Below are 21,654 nucleotides of genomic sequence, written 5' to 3' on the forward strand. Positions count from 1 at the left end.
TCAAGATAGTAATATGGATTTATAATACGCAACACATATTTGCTATGTGATAGCTTCGCGCAACCCCGAATGGATAAGGGTGTGGCCCTATCTTCAACTTCCGAAGCGCTCCTGAGGAAAACATTATGCGGCTTACGTACAGAGCGAAGCTTCTCGCTTCATTCGCTCTCGTTCTTGTATTTACCGGCAGCATCGGCTTTTTCGGAGCGTCAGGCATCGCGTCGGTCAACAACGCCATGCTGGGCTTCGCGAACGGCCCCTTTCTTCAGGGCACCGCTTCGAACGCGATGCAGACGAACCTGGAAACGGTTCGCCGAAGCGTCCAGGCCGGCCTGTCCACCACAGGAAGCGACGACGGCCTCAAGGAGGAATACCAGCAGGCTTGGTCCGATATCGACTCGGCTTGGAAGATCATCGCGAATTCATTGGATGCCGATCTGGTACGGGAGTTCGCGACCCTGCCTGACGAACTCGGCAAAGCGAGGACGCAGGCCGAGCAGGCCTTGGCCGCGGCCTCGGATGCCGACCCTCTTGCCGCCGAAAGTGCTCTCGACGGACTCGAAGGCGGCAGGGCTGCCGTGCACGCGGCGATCGTCACGTTGAGGCAGAACGTCGCGTCGGCAAGCGTGATGACGCTGCCGCTGGCGGAGGGCCTGGATCAGGCGGAGATGGCATCCAAGGACGCCCTGATCGAGGCGACGCGGATTCTGATCCACACGGGTGATGAGGAGCTCAAGGCGGCGAGTGCGGCCCTCGACAACGCGGACAAGGAGATGGGCGCGGCCCTTTCGCAGCTTTACCAGTCGCTGCCCGCCGCCCACCATCCCGCCGTCGATGCTCTCCGGTCCGAATGGACGGAGTACTTCACGCGGCTGAGGGCCACGGCCGACGAGGGCATGAAGAATGGCTTCACCAAAGCCCTGACCGCCATCGCCGATATGGGACCGACGATGAGCGCCCTGGACAACCGGATGGACAGGCTCACCGAAGTGGCTGAGCAGTCGGCGCAAGCCTATCTGGAGCGGGCGAACACCGCTTATGGCTCGACGCGCAGCTTCCTGATCGCCCTCGTCATCGGCGCCGTGCTCGTGGGTGCTGCGGCCGGGCTTCTGATCGCGGCGTCGATCTCGCGCGGCCTTTCACAATCCATCTCGGCCGCCGAAACGATCAGCGCCGGCGACCTCACTCAGCCGATCAAAGGCCATGGCCGCGACGAGGTGGGCGATCTTCTCACCGCGATGGAGCGGATGCGCGCGCGCCTGAGCGGCATCGTCGGTGGGGTCATCGGCTCGGCCGGGCAGGTGGCGTCCGGTTCGGCCCTGTCGGCGCAGACGGCCGAGCAGCTCTCCTCCGGCTCGACCGAGCAGGCGGCGGCTTCCGAGCAGGCGAGCGCCGCGGTCGAGGAGATGACGGCGAACGTTCGCCAGAACGCCGACAATGCCGCCCAGACCGAGAAGATCGCCGCCCAGGCCAACGTCAACGCCGAGAAGACCGGCACCGCCGTAGCCCAGTCGGTGGAGGCCATGCGCACCATCGCCGAGAAGATCACGGTGGTGCAGGAGATCGCCCGCCAGACCGATCTCCTCGCCCTCAACGCGGCCATCGAGGCGGCGCGTGCCGGCTCTCACGGCAAGGGCTTTGCCGTCGTCGCGTCGGAAGTGAGGAAGCTTGCCGAGCGCAGCCAACAGGCGGCGGCCGAGATCGGCGAGCTGTCGGTGTCGACGCTGCAGGTGTCGGAGGAAGCGGGCGAGATGCTGCAGCGGCTCGTTCCCGACATTCGCCGCACGGCCGAGCTGGTGGGCGAGATCTCGGCGGCCTGCCGCGAGCAGTCGATCGGCATCGAGCAGATCAACCAGGCCATCCAGCAGCTCGACCAGGTGACGCAAGCCAACGCGGGCGCCGCCAACGAGATGACGGCCACCGCCGGCGAGCTCTCGGCCGAGGCCGAAGCTCTCAACGAGCGTGCGGGGTTCTTCAAGCTCGACGCGAGCGGTGCCGCGGAGGTGAGGGCGAAATCGGTTCCTGGGGCAAGTCGGATGCCGGTGCGCCGCTCGACCGATCAACTGCGCCCGGCAGGTCTCGCCTCGGCCTCGACCGCGCGCCACTCCGTTCATCAACTCCAGGCGCGCGTGAGCGAGTTTCAAACCAAGAAGCAGCCGAACGCGCCCGCTCAAGGAGTCGCACTCGAGCTCGACGGTGGCAGCCACGATGCGGGATTCGAGCGGATGAGCGGCTGAGCGCTCCGTTCATTCCCTCGCAGGCTTTACGCTCGACGAACGTCCCGCCCGGTTTTAACTGGGCGGGGCTTTTTGCGTCTCAAGCGTTCAGCGATTCGGCTTTCGCCCCTTCGACGTAATCGGCGAGCCGAAAGCGCATCTCCAGGAGCGCTTGGCCGGTCGCTCGCACGACGACCTCGTCCACGGTGGCGAAGGCGTATCGCCCCACCTGGTTCATGATCTCGTCGAGCTTCTCGGCAATGGCGAACGCGCCGCTCGTCGGGTGGATGCTCTTGTGCCGGCGATTCGCTGCGCTCGGCCGGCTCTCCACCAGGTCGCGCTTCACCAACCCCTCAAGCGTGCTCTTCAGCGTCGCCGGCTCGACGTGCAGCCATTCGGCAAGCTCGGAAGGCCGAAGTCCCGGATTGCGGACGATGACGGACAGTGCGCGAATCTCCGCCGGCGGCAGGTTCAGGCCCGCTCGGCGGGCGACATCTCCCAGCGTCTGTGCCCAAAGGTACGCGACGTCCGCGACGAGCAAGCTCATCTGGCTTCCGCTCACCGGGGGCAGTGCCGCATACCGACGCGGAGCGCTCGGTTCGAAGGTCAGGATCTGGGCAGACATCGGCGCTCCTCCGTTCCGACGCGACTCGGCCAAACGTGAACATTATAGGAACATTGTCGGACTGCGAGCAAGCTTACTCCACGAACACGCACCTTCGATGACGTCCATGGAAGGGCCATGCCAGGAACGAAGCCGGGCCAAACGTCGGACTCGTCTCGTGTCCGGCGCCTGCTAAGCTGCTGATGCTGTGGCGACCCCGGCAGGATTCGAACCTGCGACCATCGGCTTAGAAGGCCGGTGCTCTATCCTCTGAGCTACGGGGCCGTCGCAGCCGTTCCATACCAGGATCGGCGCCGGTGCAAAAGCGCGGCCGCGGCCGATCGTCGAGCGGAGAGGGAACGGGTGGCGGATCGGTCGAGTGGGCAGGATGGGGGAGGCGAGGCGCAACCGCCGGGCGATGCCGTCGGCCGGCGCCGGCGTTTGGCGGCCGTCGCGCGCGCCACGCGTCAAAGGCTTCGCGAACGGCGACGCGCCGAGTTCGGGCCACCCTTCGATCGGCGCATGGCGCTGATCGCGCTGGGCGCATTGGCGCTGGTCGGCCTGCTGCTTCCCTTCGATGGGCGGGTGAAGCTCGCCATGCTCGACGAGCCGGAGGGCGTACGCGCCTTTTTCGGCGTCGCGACCGATATCGGCCTGTCTGCCTGGTACGTGTACCCCTCGGCGGCCCTTCTGCTCTTCATCGTTTTCACCGATTGGCGCGGCTTGACGCGCGTCGGCCGGCGGCGCGTCGTCAACCTCTATGCCCACGCCTTCTACCTTTTCGCCAGCGTCGCAAGCGCGGCGCTGCTGACGCAGGTCCTGAAGACGATCTTCGGCCGCGCCCGGCCCGCGCTCTTCGACGAAGAGGGGCCGGTCGCCTTTCGGTTCTTCCAGCTGCCGCACCTTTACGCGAGCTTTCCGTCGGGGCACTCGACCACCATGGGCGCGGTCACCATGGTGCTGATGCTCTGGTTCAAGCCGCTGCGCATCCCGGCGCTTCTGGCGGGCCTGTGCTTCGCCTTTTCCCGCGTCGTCGTTCTCGCGCACTACCCCTCGGACGTCGTCGCCGGCTTCACGATCGGCGCGCTCGTCGCGCTGACCCTGGCGCGGTGGCTGGCGCGCCGGGGCATTCTCTTCGGCTACGACGAGGCGGCGCGGGGCTGGGCGACGCTTCTGCCGGAGCGCGCCGGCCATTGGCGCGACTTCGGCGTCCGCACCGTCCTCGGACGGCTCCGATCGGGTCGCTGAAGCGTCAGCTGGCGGCGACGGCCGTGAAGCCCCGATCGAGATCCGCCAGGAGATCGGGCACGTCCTCGAGGCCGATCTGCAGCCGGATCAGGCCGCCCTCCGGCGACCCCTTGGCGACGCGGCGGTCGGACAGGTCGACGGGAATCGCGAGGCTTTCGTGCCCGCCCCAGGAATAGCCGAGCCCGAACAGCTTGAGCGCGTCGAGGAAGCGCACGACCGCCGCGTCGCCCCCGCGCAGCGCGAAGGAGAACAGGCCCGAGGAGCCGCAGAACTGACGGCGCCACAGGTCGTGCCCGGGGAAGGAGGAAAGCGCCGGATGCAGGACGGCGGCAACCTCGTCGCGGCCCTCCAGCCACTCGGCGATCCGCAGCGCCGACTCCTCGTGGCGGCGCAGGCGCACGCCCATCGTCTTCAGCCCGCGCAGGACGAGGTAGGCGTCGTCCGGCGCCGCGTTGACGCCGATCGCCATCTGCGTGTCGCGCAGCCGCCGATACGCCTCGGCCGTCGCCGAAACGCTGCCCAGCATCAGGTCGGAGTGGCCGCCGGGATACTTGGTGAGGGCGTGGATCGACACGTCGCAACCGTGATCCAGCGGCTTGAAGAAGATGGGGGTCGCCCAGGTGTTGTCGATCATGGTCACGGCGCCGCGGCTCTTCGCCGCCGCGGCCACCGCCGCCACGTCCATCATCTCGAAGGTGTTCGAGCCCGGCGCTTCGAGGAAGACGACCTTGGTCTCGCCGCGCATGAGATCCGCGATCCCGGCGCCGACGTCCGGCGCGAAGTACTCGACGCAAACGCCCATGCGCTTCAGAACGGTGTCGCAGAAGTGCCGTGTCGGCGAATAAAGGCTGTCGACGAGGAGCACGTGGTCGCCCGCCCCGAGGAAGGCGAGGAGCGGGAAGGTGCAGGCCGCGAGACCGGAGGGCAGGAGGATCGTGCCCGCCGAGCCTTCCAGCTCGTTCAGCGCGTTCTCCAGCGCCGTGGTCGTCGGCGTGCCCCGCAACCCGTAGGTGTAGGCGAGGGTGGAGCGCCTGCGCAGCGAAGCGACGGAGTCGAACAAAACGGTCGAGGCGTGAACGACCGGCGGGTTGACGAAACCGTGAAAGCTTCGCGGATCATGCCCGGAATGGGCCAGCTGCGTGTTGATGCCCGTCGTCTGGGCAGAACTCGTCTTGTTATCGCTCATTCCGGAAGCTTTCGGCATCGCTGTTGATCATATTGTTGGCAGGTCTTGGAAATAACTGGAAAATTTCGTCATCCGCTTGACCTGCTGAATTTTATGGCATGAGATCGCGTCGTCGTCAGGCCCGAAGGGCCACGTACCGGCATGGGCGGCGTCGGCGAAGCAGGGTCGCTACGTCCTTCTGAACCATTTCATCACGGGAAGGTAGACTATGAACTTGAAGCTCCTGACTGCCGCGCTCGGCGTCACGATCGCCGCGCTGGCCGCCGGAAGCGCTTCCGCGCAGACTCTCGACGCGGTCAAGCAGCGCGGCAGCGTGCGCTGCGGCGTCAACACGGGTCTTCCGGGCTTCGCATCTCAGAACGACAAGGGCGAGTGGCAGGGCCTCGACGTCGACTACTGCAAGGCCGTGGCGGCCGCGGTCTTCAACGATCCGACCAAGGTCCAGTACGTTCCCTTGTCGGCCGTCCAGCGCTTCCCCGCGCTGCAGAACAACGAGATCGACCTTCTCGCCCGCAACACGACCTGGACGATGGACCGCGACACGGCCCTCGGCCTCGCCTTTGCCGGCGTGAACTACTACGACGGCCAGGGCTTCATGGTGAAGAAGGAGCTCGGCGTGTCCTCGGCCCAGGAGCTGTCGGGCGCCACGATCTGCGTGCAGGCCGGCACCACGACCGAATTGAACCTCGCGGACTACTTCTCGAGCAACAATCTCGAATACAACCCCGTCGTCATCGAGGCGCAGGCCGACGTGAACTCGGCCTACGACCAGGGCCGCTGCGACGCGCTCACCACCGACGCTTCGGGCCTCTACGCCTCGCGCCTCGAGATGGGCAACCCCGACGACCACATCGTCCTGCCGGAGATCATCTCCAAGGAGCCGCTCGGCCCGGCCGTTCGCCAGGGCGATTTCCAGTGGTTCAACGTCGTCAAGTGGACCCACAACGCCCTCCTGAACGCCGAGGAGCTGGGCATCACCCAGGCCAACGTCGAGGAGATGAAGAACAGCCAGGTGCCGGACGTGCGCCGCTTCCTGGGTCTCGACGGCAACTTCGGCCAGGCCATCGGCCTCGACAACGCCTGGGCGATCAACGTCGTGAAGGCCGTCGGCAACTACGGCGAGATCTTCGAGCGCAATGTCGGCTCCAAGACCCCGCTGGCCATCCAGCGCGGCCAGAACGCGCTGTGGACCGACGGCGGCCTGCAGTACGCCCCGCCGATCCGCTGATCGCGCGGACTTGACGCTACGCCGCGGGCCGGTTTCCGGTCCGCGGCTGTTCGCAGGCATGCAATGGCAGCGGGACCGGACGCGCGGATGCGGTACCGCCCGCCCGTGCCTCGCCGGAGCCCGATCCGGCCGGCTGCGCCGTGGATCCGAGGCGGGGGTATCCCCGACCGCTCGGGACCGGCGCTCGACGTCCGAGCCCGCCGCCAAGCTGCGCCCTCCGGCGCCCAAAACGTCCATCTCGAAAGGTCGCGCGCGCTGACATGACGGTCCACACTCAGGCGATGCCCCCGCAGCGAACGCCGCGCCGCGATTCGCTGATCAACAATCCCACGGTGCGCTCGACCGCGATCCAGGTTCTCCTGATCGTCGCGCTCGTGGCCTTCGGCTGGTGGATCGTCGACAACACGGCGACCAACCTTCGCAACGCCAACATCGCCTCGGGCTTCGGCTTCCTCGAGAATCGCGCCGGCTTCGATATCGCCCAGGTGCCGATCGACTACACGTCGAACTCGACCTACGGCCGTGCCATCCTGGTCGGCATCGTCAACACGATCATCGTGTCGGTGAGCGGCATCGTCATGGCGACGATCCTCGGCTTTCTCGTCGGCATCGGACGCTTGTCGCACAACTTCCTGATCCGCGGCCTGTCGACGGTCTTCGTCGAGACCTTCCGCAACATCCCGCCGCTGCTGGTCATCCTGTTCTGGTACTTCGGCGTTCTTTCGGTGCTCGGACCGCCGCGCAATCTCGAAGAGAACATCGCGGGCGTGTACCTCACCAATCGCGGTCTCCAGGTTCCCGCGATCGTCTTCGGCAGCTCCGCCTGGCTTCCGCTCGCGGCCTTCGTCGTCGGCCTCGTCGCGCTGTTCGTCATGTCGCGGCGGAATCGCGCCCGGCAGATGGCGACGGGCGAGCGGCGCAGCCTGGTCGGTCCGGCGCTGGGGCTGCTCGTCGGCCTGCCGCTCGTCGTCTACTTCGTCACCGGCGACCCGATCACCTTCGACGCCCCGCAGGCCACGCGCTTCAACCTCGTCGGCGGCTGGCAGATCAAGCCCGAGTTCCTGGCGCTTTTCCTGGCGCTGTCGATCTACACCGCGGCCTTCATCGCCGAGATCGTGCGCGCCGGCATCATGGCGGTGTCGAAGGGTCAGACCGAGGCTGCGGCCGCGCTCGGCCTGCGCCGCGGCCAGGCGCTGCGGCTGGTGATCGTTCCCCAGGCCTTTCGCGTGATCATCCCGCCCCTGACCAGCCAGTTCCTGAACCTGACGAAGAACTCCTCGCTGGGTCTGGCGGTCGGCTATCCTGAGCTCGTCGCGGTCGGCAACACGGTGCTCAACCAGTCCGGCCAGTCGATCGAGGTCGTGATGATCTGGATGGTCGTTTATCTCGGCATCAGCATCCTGGTTTCTGTGGGCATGAACGCCTTCAACGCCCGTATGGCTCTGGTCGAGCGCTGAGGAGGACGCCCCATGGATGAACAGGTCGCCCGCTTCGTCGCTTCCGATGTCAAGCAGCCGCTGCCGCCGCCGTCGAGCGACATCGGCTTCCCCGCAACCTTGCGCAAGAATTTCTTCGCCACCCCGACCGACGCGATCCTGACGGTCGTCTTCGGCGCGCTCGTGCTCTACGTCGGCTGGCAGCTCCTGAACTGGGCGGTGCTCGACGCCGTCTTCACCGGCACCAACCGCACCGCCTGCCTCGTGGCGGAGGGCGGCCACGGCGGTGCCTGCTGGGCCTTCGTGCGCGCCAAGTTCGAGCAGTTCATCTACGGCACCTATCCGATCGACCAGCGCTGGCGGGTGAACGCCGTCTTCATCCTCCTCGCGGCGCTCGTCGTGCTCGTCGCCGCGCCGAAGATTCCCTACAAGCGCTACTCGGCCATCGCGCTCTTCGCGGTGTTCCCGGTCGTGTCGCTGATCCTCCTGACGGGCGGCGAGTTCGACATCGGCACCGGCTTCGTCGCCTTTCTGATGGCGATCGCCGCCGGCTTCACGGTCGCCGCGGCGGCCGGTCGACCGGACGTCGGCGGGCGAGGCGGCCTTCTGCGCATCGCAGGCGGCCTCGCGGCGCTGGCACTGGTCAGCCTTCTGGCGTCCGGCTTCGTCAGCTCCAAGTCGGTCGAATTCCTGGACTACCGATTCACGCTTCTCGCCTTCATCTCGCTTGTCGCCTCGGTCGCGTCCGTAGCGGTCTGCGTCGCGGTGACGGCTATGGCGGCAGGCATCGCCTCGGCGGCGAAGCTCCTCGTTCCGACCGGCATCGTGCTTCTTCTCGCGACCGTGCTGGTGCTCGACTACGGCATGCCCTTCGTTCCGACCAATCTGTGGGGCGGCCTCCTCGTCACCCTGGTGGTCGCGCTCTGCGGCATCACGGCCTCGTTGCCGATCGGCATTCTCCTGGCGCTCGGACGCCGCTCCAAGATGCCGGCGATCAAGCTCATGTCGGTGATCTTCATCGAGTTCTGGCGCGGCGTGCCGCTGATCACCGTGCTCTTCATGTCGAACTTCATGCTGCCGCTGTTTCTGCCGCAGGGCATGTCGTTCAACCAGCTCTTGCGCGTCCTGATCGGCGTCGCGCTCTTCTCGGCCGCCTACATGGCGGAGGTGATCCGCGGCGGTCTCCAGGCGATCCCGAAGGGCCAGTACGAAGCCGCCGACGCCATGGCGCTGACCTACTGGCAGAAGATGCGGATGATCGTCCTGCCGCAGGCGCTGAAGCTCGTCATCCCGGGCATCGTCAACACCTTCATCGGCCTCTTCAAGGATACGAGCCTCGTCTACATCATCGGCATCGCCGACCTTCTCGGCACGGTGCGGCGCGGCTTCTCCGATCCGAACTGGATCACCCCGTCCACGCCGGCGACGGGCCTCGTCTTCGCGGCCTTCGTCTTCTGGCTCTTCTGCTTCTCGATGTCCCGCTATTCGATCTCGGTCGAGCGGCGCCTGGACACCGGACACAAACGATAGGATCGACGCCCATGTCCGAAAACCTCGCCACCTCCGCGGCAGTCGCGCCGAGGGCGCCCCGCAACATGGCGGGCCGCGAGAACGCGGTGGAGCTGATCAACGTCAACAAGTGGTACGGCGAGTTCCACGTGCTGCGCGACGTGAACCTGCGCGTGCGGCGCGGCGAGCGCATCGTGGTCTGCGGTCCCTCGGGATCCGGCAAGTCCACCATGATCCGCTGCATCAACCGGCTTGAGGAGCACCAGCGCGGCAACATCATCGTCGACGGCATCGAGCTGACCGGGGACCTCAAGAAGATCGACGAAGTGCGCCGCGAGGTCGGCATGGTGTTCCAGCACTTCAACCTCTTCCCGCATCTGACCATCCTCGAGAACTGCACCCTCGCGCCGATCTGGGTTCGCAAGATGCCCAAGAAGAAGGCCGAGGAGATCGCGATGCACTTCCTCACTCGTGTGCGCATCCCCGAGCAGGCCCACAAATATCCCGGCCAGCTGTCCGGCGGGCAGCAGCAGCGCGTCGCGATCGCCCGGTCGCTGTGCATGAACCCCAAGGTCATGCTGTTCGACGAGCCCACCTCGGCGCTCGATCCGGAGATGATCAAGGAAGTCCTCGACGTCATGGTGGGGCTCGCCGAGGAGGGCATGACCATGATCTGCGTGACGCACGAGATGGCCTTCGCCCGGCAGGTTGCCGACCGCGTCATCTTCATGGATGCCGGCCAGATCGTCGAGCAGAACGAGCCGGAAGCCTTCTTCCGCAACCCGCAGCACGAGCGCACCAAGCTCTTCCTCAGCCAGATCCTGCACTGATCGGCCGATCCGGCCAAGCGAACGAGGCCCGTGCCACCCGTCAGCGGCGCGGGCCTCTTGCGTCGGCGGCTGACGTTCTCCGCAGGAACCCGCCCTTCCGGCCCGCTGTTGACTTGGCGGGGACGATCGAAGCATCGGGCGGATCGAAGCGGTGGACGGGTATGAGGGCGGCAAGGGCGCGCGGCCGGGCGCCGTAAGCGCGAAGGTCAGCGAAGCGGTTGCCCAATCGGGCGAGGAGACGATCACGCCCGCAGCGGTCGCGCCGCGCTGGGCGATCATCGGCATCTTCCTGATGCTTCTCGTCGGCGCGCTTTATTTCACCGCGAGCTTCGTGCTCCCCGTCGTCTTCGCGCTGCTCTTCGCGCTGGTGCTCAGCCCGGTCGTGCGGGTCGCGCGCCGCAGGCTGCGCCTGCCCGAGCCGCTGACCGCCGGTATCCTGGTTGTCGGCGCGTGCCTGGCGCTGCTGTTCGGCTTCTATCTCCTCAGCGGACCGGTCGCCGACATCGTCAACAATGCGCCGCGCTACGTCGCAGCGATCGATGAGCAGCTCCAGCCGATCCGCACGCGCCTCGAGCGCCTCGCGGAAGCCCAGCGCACGATGGTCGCGACGGGCGGGCCCCAGGATGCGCCCGAGCCTGTCGTGGTCGAGAGCCCGGGTCTGGTCGACAGCGCGACGACGCTTCTGCCCGAGCTCCTCGCCGGCGTCGCCTTCGCTCTGATCTTCCTGTATTTCCTGCTGGCCTCGGGCAACCTCTTCTACGCCAAGCTGGTCCACGCCATGCCGCGGCTGTCGGACAAGAAGCTGGCGCTGACGATCGCGGGCGACATCGAGCGCGAGCTGTCGCGCTACTTCTTCACGATCACCATGATCAACGTCGCGCTGGGCGTCGTGATCGGCTCCGCCCTCTGGTTCGTCGGCATGCCGACGCCCGTTGTATTCGGCGCGCTGGCGACGCTCGTCAACTTCATTCCCTATCTCGGACCGTTGGCGGGCATGATCCTCGTCGGCATCGTCGCGCTGGCCGAGTTCGGCAGCCTCGGCGAGGCGCTTCTTCCCGTCCTCGTCTACTTCGCCTGCACCTCGATCGAGGGCCAGTTCCTGACCCCGATGATCGTCGGACGTCGGCTGGAGATGAACGCGGCGGCCGTTTTTCTGTCGGTTGCCTTCTGGGGCTATGTCTGGGGCGTCGTCGGCATGTTCCTCGCCGTGCCGGTGATGGTGGCCGTCAAGGTCTTTGCCTCGCACGTCGAGGCGCTGCGTCCCTTTGGAGACTTCCTGTCCGCGACCGATCGACCCGCTGGGCGGGATGCCTCGCCCGAGCCGTCCGAAGCCTGATCAAGCAAAAGGCCGGCGGCGCTTGGCAGCGCCGCCGGCCTCGTTTCGTCAGGCGTTCGGCCGCCTCAGTTGCGGGAGGCCGATTCGACCGGCTTCACCAGTGCCGTGATGCGGCGGACGGTGACGCGGCGGTTCTCGGCGTTCGGCTCCTGCGTGTTCACCTTGAGGTCGGCCTCGCCGTAGCCCTGCGTCACGAGGTTCTCCGGCGGCACGTCGAAGAAGCTCGTCAGCGCCTGCGCGACGGCCTCCGCGCGGCGGTCCGACAGCGTGAGGTTGGCGACCTCGCTGCCGACCGCGTCGGTGTGGCCCTCGATCAGGAAGGTCTCGTCCGGGTTCTCGTCGATCACCCGCGCGATCGCGTCGGCAAGCGCCTGGAGATTCGTCACCTGCGACTGCGGGATCGAATAGGAGCCGAAGTCGAAGTTGATCGTGGCGAGGTCGATCCGGCGCACCTTGTCGCGGATGCGCTTGGAGCGCCGCACCTCGTCCACCGAGTAGATCCGCTCCACGGTTTCCACCGGCGGCGCGACGATCGTGCGGTAGTAGAGGTCCTCGTCCGGCTGGGCGACGTCGACGATATAGGCGTCCTCGGGGATGGTCAGGCGCACCGGCGGCAGCTCGGCGCCGACGTCGTAGTAATAGTCCTGGCCCCGGTCGTCGTCCTCGTAGGGGTCGTAGAAGAGCACCACCTCGCGGCCGTCCGGAAGGATGCGCGAGCGCTGCACCACCTCGCCATAGCGGTCATAGATGGTGACGACCTGGACGCCGTTGTCGCGCACGATCGTCTCGCGCGTCTGCGCGCGCGGCAGTTCCTCCACGTAGTACTCCTGCGAGTTCTCGCGCAGGCGGTTCTCGTCGTTGGAGCGGATGAAGTAGCTCGCCGCGGCACCGGCCGCAGCGCCCGCGAGGCCGGCGCCGATGATGGTCAGGATCTGCCGGTCGTCGTCCGTCCGCTCGACCTGCTGCACCTGCGGCGGCAGCTGGTAGACCGGCGGCTGCTCGATGCGGGTGCCCTCGACGTTCGTCACCGAGTTGATCGTGATGTTCTGCTCGATGTTCTGGACGCGCGCGTCGCTGGCCGCGACGGTGCCGGGGGCGACCTCGCTTTCCTGGATTTCGGCCGCGACCGGCTCGGGCGGCGTGGTCGGGGGCGGCGGTGCCGCGAGCGTCGCCGCGCCTTCCGCCGCCGGCGCAGCCTGCGCCGGTGCGGACTCCGGAGCAGCCGGAGGCGCCGTCCGGGCCGCGCCGTCCGGTCCGACTTCGGGCGTCACGGCGGGGGCCTCGGTGCCGGGCGCTACCGGCTCCGGCTGGATCTCGCCGGCCGGCGCGCCCTCCGTGGCGGCAGGGCTTTCCGGGACGGTCGCCGCAGCGGGTGCTTCGGGCGAGGGCGCGGCGTCGGGCTCCGGCGTCGCGGCAGGTGCCGCGTCCGTCGGGGCCTCGGCGGGCGCTGCGGGCTGCTCGGTTTGAAGCTCCTGCGCTGCCGGCGCGTCGCTCTGCGGCTGCTCGCTCGGAGCCTCGCTCGCGGCGGGCTCCTCGGCCTGCGGCTGCTCGGCTGCCGGCTCGTCCGTGGTGGAGGGCTCGGCCGCCGGCTCCTCGGCCGGCGCAGCTTCCTCGGCGGCGGGTTCCTGCGTCTGCTCCTCGGCGGCGGGCTCTTCTGCCGGCTGCTCCTGGGCCGCCGGCTCCTCCTGCGCCGGAGCCGCCGCGGCAGGCTCCTCCGCGGGAGCTTCCTCAGCCGCCGGCTCCTCGGCCGCAGCCGGTTCTTCCGCAGCAGGCTCCTCGGCGGGCGGCTCTTCGGCCGCGGGTTCGTCCTGGGCAGGCTCCTCGGCCGCCGGCGCCTCGGCAGCGGGCTCGTCAGCCGCCGGCGCTTCCGCGGCCGGCTCCTCCGCTGCCGGCTCCTCGGCTGCCGGCTCTTCCGCGGCGGGCGCCTCGGGCGGGGCTTCCTCGGCCGGTGCCTCGTTCTCCGGCGAAAGGACGGGCTGCTCCTCGGCCTGCGCGAGGCGGACCCGTGCGGCGGCCTGATCCTGCGCGAAGGCCGCGATTGGACCGGACAGCGCCGTGGACGCGGCGAGCGCCGCGATCGTCACGATCCTGCTCGTCCTGTTGATGCTCGACATCGAATGACCTTTCAAACCTGTCCCTTGCAGATTTGCGACGGAGCGGCGGCGCAGGAGCGGCGCTCGTTTCGTCGTTGATGGGTCCGCGCGTCGTTTGTGTCCCGCACGCGGTTCCCGGCCCATGTAGGTGACGCCTCGTCGCTTTCCACGGCGAGAGCGATCAGGGGGCGGGCGACGAAATCGCGATGTCGGGTGGCGTCCAGTCGTAGAGCCAGCCGAGACCGCGCGCGAGCGACGCCTTCGGCTGGAGGGCCAGAACCGCGTCGCGCGCGAGCGAGGCGGGCCTGGGCAGGTGGTAGACGAAGCGATGAAAGGCGACGCGGCGGCGCACGGCATCCACGCGCGGTCGCCGCTCGGCTTCGAAGGCGGCGAAGGCGGCCTCGACGCTCGGCCGGCTCGCCAGCATCGCGGCGCAGACGAAGGCGTCCTCGACGGCGAGCGCGGCGCCCTGCGCGGCATAAGGCGGCATCGCGTGAGCGGCATCGCCGATGAGAAGCGTCGACGCGCCGACGCGGTAGGGACGAGCGGCGTCCACGGACAGGATCGGCCAGGGCGTCGGCGACGCGGCGGCTTCGATCCAGTCGAGGAGCTTTAGATCCCATCCCGAAAAGCGCCGGAGAAGATGCCGAACCGGATCGCCCTCGGCTCTTGCGACCTCCTGGTCGATCAGGACGAGGTTCACGGCGGCGCCGGACTCGATGGGATATGCGACGGCGTGACGCCGGGGGCCGAGCCAAGCATCGATGCCGGCCGGCGCGGCGATGCCGTTCCTGACGGGAATTGTCGTGCGCCAGGCGATCGTGCCGGTGGGCGACGGATCGGCGAAACCGGCTGCGCGGGCGACCTGCGATCGAACGCCGTCCGCCGCGACGAGGCATCGCGCCTGGGCGCAAGCGCCGTCGGCAAAGGCGAGTTCGACGCCGTCGGCGCGCTCCGACACCGAGGCGAGCGATTGGCCGAGATGCAGCCGGATGCGCGGCTCCGCCGTGGCGGCCTCGATCAGCACAGCCTGGAGCGCGCCGCGATGGAGCGACAGATAGGGCGTGCCGTCGGAGCCCTGGACGGGCACTTCCGCGATGGGGCGGCCGCTGTTGAAGCGGCGAAGGGTGACGCTTCGCGCGGCGACGGCGCGGCGGCTCAACGCATCGAGAAGCCCGAGCCGATCGAGAACGCGCAGCGCATTCGGCGAGAGCTGAAGCCCCGCGCCGACCTCCGCCAGCGCCTCGGCCCGCTCGTAGATGTCGACGGCGAAGCCGAAGCGGGCGAGGGCGATGGCGGCGGTGAGGCCGGCGATGCCCGCGCCGGTGACGGCGACCGGGCGTTCGTCGGGCCGCATCCCGGCGCCGCGGCGGTCAGGCCGCCTGGTCGTGGAAGAGGCAGCCGGCGGGCTGCGTCTCGTCGGCGTGGAGCTTGGGATTGTAGCGATAAAGGGTCGAACAGTAGGAGCAGACCTTCTCGCCGTCATTGCCCATGTCGATGAAGACGTGGGGATGGTCGAAGGGCGGGCTCGCGCCGCAGCACATGAATTCGGTCACGCCGATCTCGATCACGTCGTGTCCGGCATCGTTCTGGAAGTGAGGAATGAGCGATCCCGCCATGGGTTCGTCTGCTCCGCGGCTTGGCTTCAAGGTCGGCGGGACCATAGTGATGCGATGCCGGAAAGAACAGGGGTGTTCGCCGTTCCGCCGGCGTCCTATGAGGGCGCGACCGAAAGGGAGCTCATGGGAATGGACACGTTCCGGCACGACGGGCTGCGGCTCGCCTATCTCGACACGGGACCGCGCGACGGCCGGCCGGTGCTGCTCGTCCACGGCTTCGCATCGTCGATGAAGTTCAACTGGATCGATCCGGGTTGGGTGACGACGCTGGAGGGCGCGGGTTTCCGGGTCCTCGCCTTCGATCATCGCGGCCACGGCGACAGCGACAAGCCGCACGACCCCGATGCCTATTATCCCCGGACCATGGTGGCGGACGCCTTTGCCTTTCTCGACCATGTGGGCGTCGAGCAGGCGGTGTTCTTCGGCTATTCCATGGGCGCGCGGGTCTCGGCCTTCGCGGCGCTCGACGCGCCGGAGCGGGTCGAGCGGCTCGTCCTGGGCGGCCTGGGCTCTGGCCTCGTCGAAGGCGTGGGCGACTGGGACCCGATCGCCGGCGCGCTTCTCGCCCCCTCGCTCGACGACGTCGCGAACGAGCGCGGGCGGATGTTCCGCGCCTTCGCCGATCGCACGCGCAGCGACCGCCTCGCGCTCGCGGCCTGCATCCGCACCTCGCGCGACGAGTTGACGCCGGAGGAGGTCGCTCGTATCCGCCAGCCGACGCTCATCGGCGTCGGCACGGCCGATGACATCGCCGGCTCGGGCGAGGCGCTGGCCGCGATGATGCCGAACGCCCGCAGCTTCGCCATCGAGCGCCGCGACCACATGCTGGCGGTCGGCGACCGGACCTTCAAGGCGGCCGTCCTCGACTTCCTCGCCGAGGCGGACTGAAGCCTCGCGCAAGGGGGCGATGTTCGAGCGAGGCCGGATCGCCTATATGGTCGTGACCGCCGTTCGAATCCGGCGGCTCCCGGTCGGGGGCTGCGACAAGGAGGCCGCATGAACACCATCAGCCCGCGCGTCCTGGCAGACCGCCTGCAGGCCGTCGATCCCATCTGGGAGAAGGTGCGCGAGGAGGCCGCGGTCGCGGCGGAGCGGGAGCCCGTTCTGGCGAGCTTCCTTCACGCGACGATCCTCAACCAGAACAGCCTCGAATCGGCTGTCAGCTACCGCGTGTCGCAGCGGCTCGATCATGCGGACGTTCCCGCGGTCACCATCGCGCACGCCTTCGAGGGCCTTCAAGCGGGCGGCACGCAGTGGAGCGAGACGCTTCGCACCGACATCCAGGCCGTGTTCGACCGTGATCCGGCCTGCGAGCGCTACCTGGAGCCGCTGCTGTTCTTCAAGGGCTTCCACGCGATCCAGACCCACCGGCTGGCCCATTGGCTCTGGAACGAGGGGCGGCGCGACTTCGCGCTCTACCTGCAGTCCCGATCCTCGGCGGTCTTCCAGACCGACATCCACCCCGCGGCACCGATGGGTCGAGGCATCTTCCTCGACCACGCGACGGGCCTCGTGGTGGGCTTCACCGCCCGGATCGGCGACAACGTGTCGATCCTCCAGGACGTGACGCTCGGCGGCACGGGCAAGGAGTTCGGCGACCGTCATCCGAAGATCGGCAGCGGCGTGCTCATCGGCGCCGGCGCCAAGATCCTTGGGAACATCGTGATCGGCGACTGCTCCAAGATCGCGTCGGGGTCTGTGGTGCTGAAGCCCGTTCCACCCTATACGACCGTCGCCGGGATTCCGGCCAAGGTGGTCGGAACGGTGGATTGCGGCGATTGCGGCGAACCTGCCCGCGCCATGGACCAGAGTTTCGGAAAGGCCGACTGATCGCGGCGAGTCGCCATTGGCGACGCGACGCTCCGGCCTAGCTAGAGATGCCGCAAGCCGACTTGGAGACTGATGTGAAGGCCGACGAGCTCAAGAAGCTGGAAAAATACCTGCGTGGGACGCTGAAGTCGCCGACCCTGACGGTGAAGGCCCTGCCGCGCAAGAACGACACCGCCGAGGTCTACATGGCGGACGAGTTCGTCGGCCTCATCTCGAAGGACGAGGAGGAGGGCGAACTCTCCTACCACTTCACGATGACGATCCTCGACATCGATCTGGACTGATCGCCGTCCTGCAGGGCCGCCGGTTCCGTCCGGCGGCCGATCCACCAAGCGAGCCATCTTGAGACCCGCGGAGGGGCCGGCGCGATCGACGCCCGGCCCCTTTTCGCATGTTCGCTTCAGCGGACTGAACCGACCAGCAGGTCGCGGAAGTCTTCGATCGTCACCCAGCGGCCCGCATCGGCGTCCGACTGGCGCTTCAGGAAGGTGTAGGGCGTCTGATCCCAGGACAGGACGCGGTCGTCCAGGTTGTCCAGGACGTAGTCGCCCTGATCCGTGCGGATCGTCAGGACGGCGTGGCCGTCGCCGTTGCGCTGCTTGACCACGGTGATCAGGAGGGCCGAGGCGGGAACGCCTTCCTTCTCCAGCGCCCGCTGCTTGAAGAGGACGTAGTCCTCGCAGTCGCCCTGGTCGGTCGGATAGGACCAGAGCTCCGGAACGCCGTGCATCTCCTCGTCGGTGCGCGGGAAGATGCCGACATTGGCGGCGTAGTTGATCTCGGTGATCTTCGCCCACAGAGCCGGGGTCAGCTTGACCACGGCCCGAACCGGATTTCGCCGGCACTCCGACGGATAGCGCTGACAGAACTCGTAGTGGCCGACCGGCTGCGACGTCGATCCGGCCGTGGGCATCGCGCTGCCGGCCTCGGCTGCGGTCGCGGCAAGAAGAAGACAGCTCGCGATGAGCGCCGACTTCATCGATGAAAGCACGTCCGTCACGCTTGTCGTCTCCCCGTCTTCTGGAGCGACAATGACGCTGCGGTTTTATTTTGGGACGAAACCGAGAACTTGGATTTGCGTCAATTCAGAGCGGTGACGTTTACGAGGTTTGCTTCCCGACGGGACAACAACATGCGAAGCGTTTTTCAGGTTCCTGCAGCGCGCCGTTAACCGTTAACGCCTGGAGCCTGATCGAGGCGGCTCGGCGGCTGCCGCATTTACCATGGTGCGCGACTACTCGGCATCCGAGAGGTTAACGCCGCGCGAGCGAGGGCGCCTCCGCCGTTAACGATCGCGCGAGAGCGGCCCATCGGCCGGATCGGCGGATGCCGAAGACGGTGAACCATCGGTAAGGCGAACCGATCAAATGCAAAGACGCCGCCCCGCGGGCGGCGGGACGGCGTCGTCGGACTGTCGGATCGGCGAGGAATCAGCTCAGCGCCGGCTCGCGGAGAGAGCGTCCGTCAGCGGAAGGTGGCTTCCAACGTATCGCGCTGCTGAACGGCCGCGAACTCGATCGCGAAGCCGTCTTCCAGATGGCGCACGACGCGGCCGCGGATGTTGGCGAGGGCGACGCGCGAGCCGATCGCCGGCTTGCCGGCCGCCCGCACCGCGGCGCCCGACAGGGAGAGGTCGATGATGCGGACCTGGACGATCTTCTCGTCGGGCAGGGTGAGCGGGCTCATCGGATTGCCCGGCTGGATGCGCTCGTGGCGGCGATCCTCCGGCAGGTCCAGCTCGTGCCGGTTGGCGAGCCAGGTGAGCTGCGCCGCGAGCTTCTCGCGCCGACGCTCCGTGCCGGCGATGTCCATGCTGTAGCCGCCCTGGAAGACGCCGTTCACCGCGCCTTCGATCCGGCCGACATGGTCGACGTAGAGGATGATCCGCTCGCCCTCGCGCGGGGTGACGGGCGTCGCCACGGCGAGGTCGCCCGGCGACATCGATTCGACGCGGCACGGAAACTCGCGCTGATCCTCCAGCATGAAGCGCCCGAGAAGGTCGACGGCGACGTGCTGGAAGCGGCCGTCGGGGCTCAGCCTCGGGACCTCTGATCGTGCGCTGTTCTGCATCCCTGAACCCCTTGCGGGTTGCCCCGACCTGCTTACCTGCGAAACTAGTCGTTGACGGATTAACGGCTGGTTCGCATGGAGCCTGTCGTTCAACCTTTCCTTCAGGTCCGCGCCCGCGGTCCGACCCCAGAGGTGTGATCTTGACGCTTCCCGATGGCGGCCCTGCCGCGCGCCCGCCGCGCCCCGCGCGGCCGCCGGCCTTCAACGTGCCGTCCGTCATCCTTTGGCTCACCGCCGCCTTCGTCGCGGTCCACGCGGTCCGCCTTTATCTTCTCAGCCCCTTCAACGATGCCTGGCTGCTCCTCAACATGGCCTTCCTCCCCGGCTGCTACGGGTCGGCCGACGAGATCTGCCAGCTTCGGGCGAGCGGCGCGGGCCTTTGGTCTCCGCTGACCTATGCCTTCGTCCACGCGGACTGGATGCACCTCGGCTTCAACACGATCTGGCTCGTCGCCTTCGGCTCGCCCGTCGCGGTGCGCCTCGGCCCCTGGCGCACGCTGGCCTTCTGCGCGGCGGGCGCCATGGCCGGCGCGGCGCTGTTCGAGCTCGTCAACCCCGATCTCGTCGCGCCCGTGATCGGCGCGTCAGGCACGGTGTCGGCCTTGATGGGGGGCGCGAGCCGCTTCGCCATCGGATCGCCCGCGCGACGACCGGGCGGCGGCATGATCGACGCGCGCCGTCGCCTCCTCGGCATCACCGAGGTGCTGCGCGACCGGACGGTGCTCTTCTTCGTTCTGATGTTCTTCGTCACGAACCTTGTTTTGGGAGCGGGCGTCGGCGGTTTCCTCGGGGCGGACGGACAGGTCGCCTGGGAGGCTCATCTCGGCGGCTTCGCCTTCGGCTTCCTGTTCTTCGGCTTCTTCGATCGGTCGCCGCGTGCCGGTCGTATCGGTCCGGGGCCGGCTTGAAACCGGAGCGGGCGTGACGCACCATCCACCCGCAGGCATGTTTGTGGAGGAACGAGCCATGACGGTGAAGCAGATCCTCGAAGCCAAGGGGCGCGATGTGGCGACCCTGAAGCCGGAGGCGACGGTCGGGGAGGCCGCCGCGGAACTGGGACGGCTGAAGATCGGCGCGCTCATCATCCTGGACGGGAATGGCGGCGTTTCCGGCATCCTGTCGGAGCGCGACATCGTGCGCTGCGTCGGGGCGAGGGGAGCGGACAGCCTGTCGCAGCCGCTCGCCGAGGTAATGACGCGCAAGGTCACCACCTGCTCGGAGGAAACGACGATCCACGAGGCGATGGAGATGATGACCAGCGGACGGTTTCGTCACCTGCCGGTCTGCACCGACGGCCGCCTCGTCGGCATCGTGTCGATCGGCGACATCGTCAAGCGGCGCATCGAAGACGCCGTCGGCGAGGCCGAGGCGATGCGTGAATACATCGCCGCCAGCGGCTGATCAGGCCCGCTGCGTTTCGAAGGCGCGGGCGATCTCGGGCAGGCGAAGCTTGGCCTCGGAATAGCCGAGGTCGATCGCCTCCGCCGCGCGGTGAAACTCCGACAGGCCGATGTCGCGCACGCGCGGGTGCAGCGCGACGTCGGGCGGATCGCCCGCCATGCGCGAGCGCAGGATGCGGTCCTGAATGATGTTGAAGGCGTCCGACATGGATTGCGTGATGCCGATCCGCTCGCGGCGGGCGAGCGCCGGCTCGCTGGCGGAGTGCGGCAGCGGGCGACCGGACGGCGACGTCGCGGGGGTTTCCTCCGGGCCGTCGCAGGCGCGCATCCGAAGCACCGCGGCCCGGCCGAACAGGTCGTAGTGCAGGTTGACGGCGACCACCACCGGCTCCTCGTGCGCACGGCAGACGGACACGGGCACGGGATTGACGAGCGCGCCGTCGAGGAGGCGGCGGCCGTTGCAGTGCACGGGCTCGAAGACGCCGGGCAGGGCGTAGGAGGCCCGCATCGCCAGGACCAGCGAGCCCGAATCGAGCCAGACCTCGTGGCCGTTGCGCGCTTCCGAGGCGACGCAGACGAAGCAGCGGTCGAGATCCTCGATCGCGATGTCTTCGAGATGCTCTTCGAGCCGCCGATTGAGCCGCATGCCCTTGAGCAGCCCCGCGCCGCTGAAGGCGAAGTCGAGGTAGCGGATGAGACCGCGACGGGACAGCGATCGCGCGAAGGCTTCGAGCTCGTCGAGCTTGCCGGCCAGGTAGCACCCGCCGACGAGGGCGCCGATGGAGGTACCGGCGATCATGGAGATCGGGATCTTCGCTTCGTCGAGCGCTCTGAGAACGCCGATATGGGCCCAGCCGCGCGCCGCGCCGCCGCCGAGTGCCAGAGCGATGCCGGTTCGCCTCGGGCGCTGACGGCGTCGTTCGACGAAAAACGGCCCCTCGTCACCCGGCGCCGCTCGGAACCCGTCCGAGGCCGCATGCCGATCGTCTGGTTCTGCGGGCGCGACGGTCGCCGCGTCCACCTGCCCGAACACGCGATGCAACACCGTG

The 21,654-nt window shown here is 67.9% G+C and carries 20 protein-coding genes and 1 tRNA gene; 12 read left to right on the forward strand and 9 right to left on the reverse strand.

Annotated elements, in window-relative coordinates:
- Positions 1-236 precede the first annotated feature (236 nt).
- Complete coding sequence (locus FZN60_RS10610; protein WP_246726702.1) at positions 237-2,237, forward strand: methyl-accepting chemotaxis protein; 2,001 nt, start codon at positions 237-239, stop codon at positions 2,235-2,237.
- A 79-nt stretch (positions 2,238-2,316) separates the two neighbouring features.
- Here FZN60_RS10610 and FZN60_RS10615 read toward each other — a convergent pair whose 3' ends face one another.
- Together FZN60_RS10615 and FZN60_RS10620 are read right to left on the reverse strand one after the other, a co-directional pair.
- Complete coding sequence (locus tag FZN60_RS10615) at positions 2,317-2,874, reverse strand: MarR family winged helix-turn-helix transcriptional regulator (RefSeq protein WP_158873458.1); 558 nt, start codon at positions 2,872-2,874, stop codon at positions 2,317-2,319.
- A gap of 155 nt (positions 2,875-3,029) precedes the next feature.
- Positions 3,030-3,105 (reverse strand) — tRNA-Arg (locus tag FZN60_RS10620).
- 237 nt (positions 3,106-3,342) lie between these two features.
- Here FZN60_RS10620 and FZN60_RS10625 point away from each other — a divergent pair.
- The gene (locus tag FZN60_RS10625; protein WP_158873459.1) at positions 3,343-4,068 is read left to right on the forward strand and encodes a phosphatase PAP2 family protein; all 726 of its coding nucleotides are present in this window, start codon (positions 3,343-3,345) and stop codon (positions 4,066-4,068) included.
- A 4-nt stretch (positions 4,069-4,072) separates the two neighbouring features.
- On the opposite strand, the gene metC is transcribed toward FZN60_RS10625, so the two are convergent.
- The gene (gene metC / locus FZN60_RS10630) at positions 4,073-5,254 is read right to left on the reverse strand and encodes a cystathionine beta-lyase (RefSeq protein ID WP_158873460.1); all 1,182 of its coding nucleotides are present in this window, start codon (positions 5,252-5,254) and stop codon (positions 4,073-4,075) included.
- A gap of 208 nt (positions 5,255-5,462) precedes the next feature.
- Between metC and FZN60_RS10635 the strand changes: the two genes are divergently transcribed.
- The 5 genes from FZN60_RS10635 (at position 5,463) to FZN60_RS10655 (ending at position 11,593) form a co-directional block, all read left to right on the forward strand.
- Positions 5,463-6,482 carry an amino acid ABC transporter substrate-binding protein gene (locus FZN60_RS10635; protein WP_158873461.1) on the forward strand — a complete coding sequence of 340 codons (1,020 nt, stop codon included), beginning with the start codon at positions 5,463-5,465 and terminating at the stop codon, positions 6,480-6,482.
- 260 nt (positions 6,483-6,742) lie between these two features.
- Complete coding sequence (locus FZN60_RS10640; protein WP_158873462.1) at positions 6,743-7,939, forward strand: amino acid ABC transporter permease; 1,197 nt, start codon at positions 6,743-6,745, stop codon at positions 7,937-7,939.
- Positions 7,940-7,951: 12 nt separating this feature from the next.
- Positions 7,952-9,448, forward strand: a complete 1,497-nt coding sequence (locus FZN60_RS10645; RefSeq protein WP_158873463.1) for an amino acid ABC transporter permease — start codon at positions 7,952-7,954, stop codon at positions 9,446-9,448.
- Positions 9,449-9,513: 65 nt separating this feature from the next.
- A complete protein-coding gene (locus tag FZN60_RS10650) occupies positions 9,514-10,257 on the forward strand; it encodes an amino acid ABC transporter ATP-binding protein (protein WP_158873530.1) in 744 nt (247 codons plus the stop codon).
- A 151-nt stretch (positions 10,258-10,408) separates the two neighbouring features.
- Entirely contained in the window at positions 10,409-11,593 is a 1,185-nt protein-coding gene (locus FZN60_RS10655; RefSeq protein ID WP_246726703.1) for an AI-2E family transporter, read from the forward strand.
- A gap of 65 nt (positions 11,594-11,658) precedes the next feature.
- Here the strand turns inward: FZN60_RS10655 and FZN60_RS28635 are convergent, their stop codons facing one another.
- The 3 genes from FZN60_RS28635 to FZN60_RS10670 form a co-directional block, all read right to left on the reverse strand.
- Positions 11,659-13,707 (reverse strand): OmpA family protein, encoded by a 2,049-nt coding sequence (locus tag FZN60_RS28635; RefSeq protein ID WP_199266537.1) that lies wholly within the window; start codon positions 13,705-13,707, stop codon positions 11,659-11,661.
- A gap of 160 nt (positions 13,708-13,867) precedes the next feature.
- The gene (locus FZN60_RS10665; protein WP_158873464.1) at positions 13,868-15,043 is read right to left on the reverse strand and encodes an FAD-dependent monooxygenase; all 1,176 of its coding nucleotides are present in this window, start codon (positions 15,041-15,043) and stop codon (positions 13,868-13,870) included.
- 16 nt (positions 15,044-15,059) lie between these two features.
- Entirely contained in the window at positions 15,060-15,305 is a 246-nt protein-coding gene (locus tag FZN60_RS10670; protein WP_158873465.1) for a zinc-finger domain-containing protein, read from the reverse strand.
- A gap of 129 nt (positions 15,306-15,434) precedes the next feature.
- On the opposite strand from FZN60_RS10670, the gene FZN60_RS10675 reads away from it, so the two are divergent.
- From FZN60_RS10675 to FZN60_RS10685, 3 genes are all read left to right on the forward strand, one after another.
- A complete protein-coding gene (locus tag FZN60_RS10675; RefSeq protein ID WP_158873466.1) occupies positions 15,435-16,193 on the forward strand; it encodes an alpha/beta fold hydrolase in 759 nt (252 codons plus the stop codon).
- A 108-nt stretch (positions 16,194-16,301) separates the two neighbouring features.
- Complete coding sequence (gene cysE / locus FZN60_RS10680) at positions 16,302-17,135, forward strand: serine O-acetyltransferase (RefSeq protein ID WP_158873467.1); 834 nt, start codon at positions 16,302-16,304, stop codon at positions 17,133-17,135.
- 74 nt (positions 17,136-17,209) lie between these two features.
- A complete protein-coding gene (locus FZN60_RS10685) occupies positions 17,210-17,419 on the forward strand; it encodes a DUF3126 family protein (protein ID WP_158873468.1) in 210 nt (69 codons plus the stop codon).
- Positions 17,420-17,535: 116 nt separating this feature from the next.
- On the opposite strand, the gene FZN60_RS10690 is transcribed toward FZN60_RS10685, so the two are convergent.
- Positions 17,536-18,114, reverse strand: a complete 579-nt coding sequence (locus FZN60_RS10690; protein WP_158873533.1) for a transglutaminase-like cysteine peptidase — start codon at positions 18,112-18,114, stop codon at positions 17,536-17,538.
- A gap of 485 nt (positions 18,115-18,599) precedes the next feature.
- Complete coding sequence (locus FZN60_RS10695; RefSeq protein ID WP_158873469.1) at positions 18,600-19,205, reverse strand: PilZ domain-containing protein; 606 nt, start codon at positions 19,203-19,205, stop codon at positions 18,600-18,602.
- Between the two features lie 140 nt (positions 19,206-19,345).
- Here FZN60_RS10695 and FZN60_RS10700 point away from each other — a divergent pair, with 140 nt between their 5' ends.
- Entirely contained in the window at positions 19,346-20,113 is a 768-nt protein-coding gene (locus FZN60_RS10700; RefSeq protein WP_246726704.1) for a rhomboid family intramembrane serine protease, read from the forward strand.
- 58 nt (positions 20,114-20,171) lie between these two features.
- Complete coding sequence (locus tag FZN60_RS10705) at positions 20,172-20,606, forward strand: CBS domain-containing protein (RefSeq protein WP_158873471.1); 435 nt, start codon at positions 20,172-20,174, stop codon at positions 20,604-20,606.
- Here FZN60_RS10705 and FZN60_RS10710 read toward each other — a convergent pair whose 3' ends face one another.
- Positions 20,607-21,494 (reverse strand): patatin-like phospholipase family protein, encoded by an 888-nt coding sequence (locus FZN60_RS10710; RefSeq protein WP_246726711.1) that lies wholly within the window; start codon positions 21,492-21,494, stop codon positions 20,607-20,609.
- Positions 21,495-21,654: the final 160 nt, after the last annotated feature.

This window comes from Antarcticirhabdus aurantiaca (assembly GCF_009765365.1).
Taxonomy (GTDB): domain Bacteria; phylum Pseudomonadota; class Alphaproteobacteria; order Rhizobiales; family Rhizobiaceae; genus Antarcticirhabdus; species Antarcticirhabdus aurantiaca.

Excerpts from the sequence above, each read along its gene's own strand:
- cysE (WP_158873467.1), top strand. The coding sequence starts at position 16,302 with ATGAACACCATCAGCCCGCGCGTCCTGGCAGACCGCCTGCAGGCCGTC.
- FZN60_RS10665 (WP_158873464.1), bottom strand. The coding sequence starts at position 15,043 with ATGCGGCCCGACGAACGCCCGGTCGCCGTCACCGGCGCGGGCATCGCC.
- FZN60_RS10640 (WP_158873462.1), top strand. The coding sequence starts at position 6,743 with ATGACGGTCCACACTCAGGCGATGCCCCCGCAGCGAACGCCGCGCCGC.
- FZN60_RS10635 (WP_158873461.1), top strand. The coding sequence starts at position 5,463 with ATGAACTTGAAGCTCCTGACTGCCGCGCTCGGCGTCACGATCGCCGCG.
- metC (WP_158873460.1), bottom strand. The coding sequence starts at position 5,254 with ATGAGCGATAACAAGACGAGTTCTGCCCAGACGACGGGCATCAACACG.
- FZN60_RS10705 (WP_158873471.1), top strand. The coding sequence starts at position 20,172 with ATGACGGTGAAGCAGATCCTCGAAGCCAAGGGGCGCGATGTGGCGACC.
- FZN60_RS10695 (WP_158873469.1), bottom strand. The coding sequence starts at position 19,205 with ATGCAGAACAGCGCACGATCAGAGGTCCCGAGGCTGAGCCCCGACGGC.
- FZN60_RS10650 (WP_158873530.1), top strand. The coding sequence starts at position 9,514 with ATGGCGGGCCGCGAGAACGCGGTGGAGCTGATCAACGTCAACAAGTGG.
- FZN60_RS10610 (WP_246726702.1), top strand. The coding sequence starts at position 237 with ATGCTGGGCTTCGCGAACGGCCCCTTTCTTCAGGGCACCGCTTCGAAC.
- FZN60_RS10675 (WP_158873466.1), top strand. The coding sequence starts at position 15,435 with ATGGACACGTTCCGGCACGACGGGCTGCGGCTCGCCTATCTCGACACG.
- FZN60_RS28635 (WP_199266537.1), bottom strand. The coding sequence starts at position 13,707 with ATGTCGAGCATCAACAGGACGAGCAGGATCGTGACGATCGCGGCGCTC.
- FZN60_RS10645 (WP_158873463.1), top strand. The coding sequence starts at position 7,952 with ATGGATGAACAGGTCGCCCGCTTCGTCGCTTCCGATGTCAAGCAGCCG.
- FZN60_RS10690 (WP_158873533.1), bottom strand. The coding sequence starts at position 18,114 with ATGAAGTCGGCGCTCATCGCGAGCTGTCTTCTTCTTGCCGCGACCGCA.
- FZN60_RS10625 (WP_158873459.1), top strand. The coding sequence starts at position 3,343 with ATGGCGCTGATCGCGCTGGGCGCATTGGCGCTGGTCGGCCTGCTGCTT.
- FZN60_RS10670 (WP_158873465.1), bottom strand. The coding sequence starts at position 15,305 with ATGGCGGGATCGCTCATTCCTCACTTCCAGAACGATGCCGGACACGAC.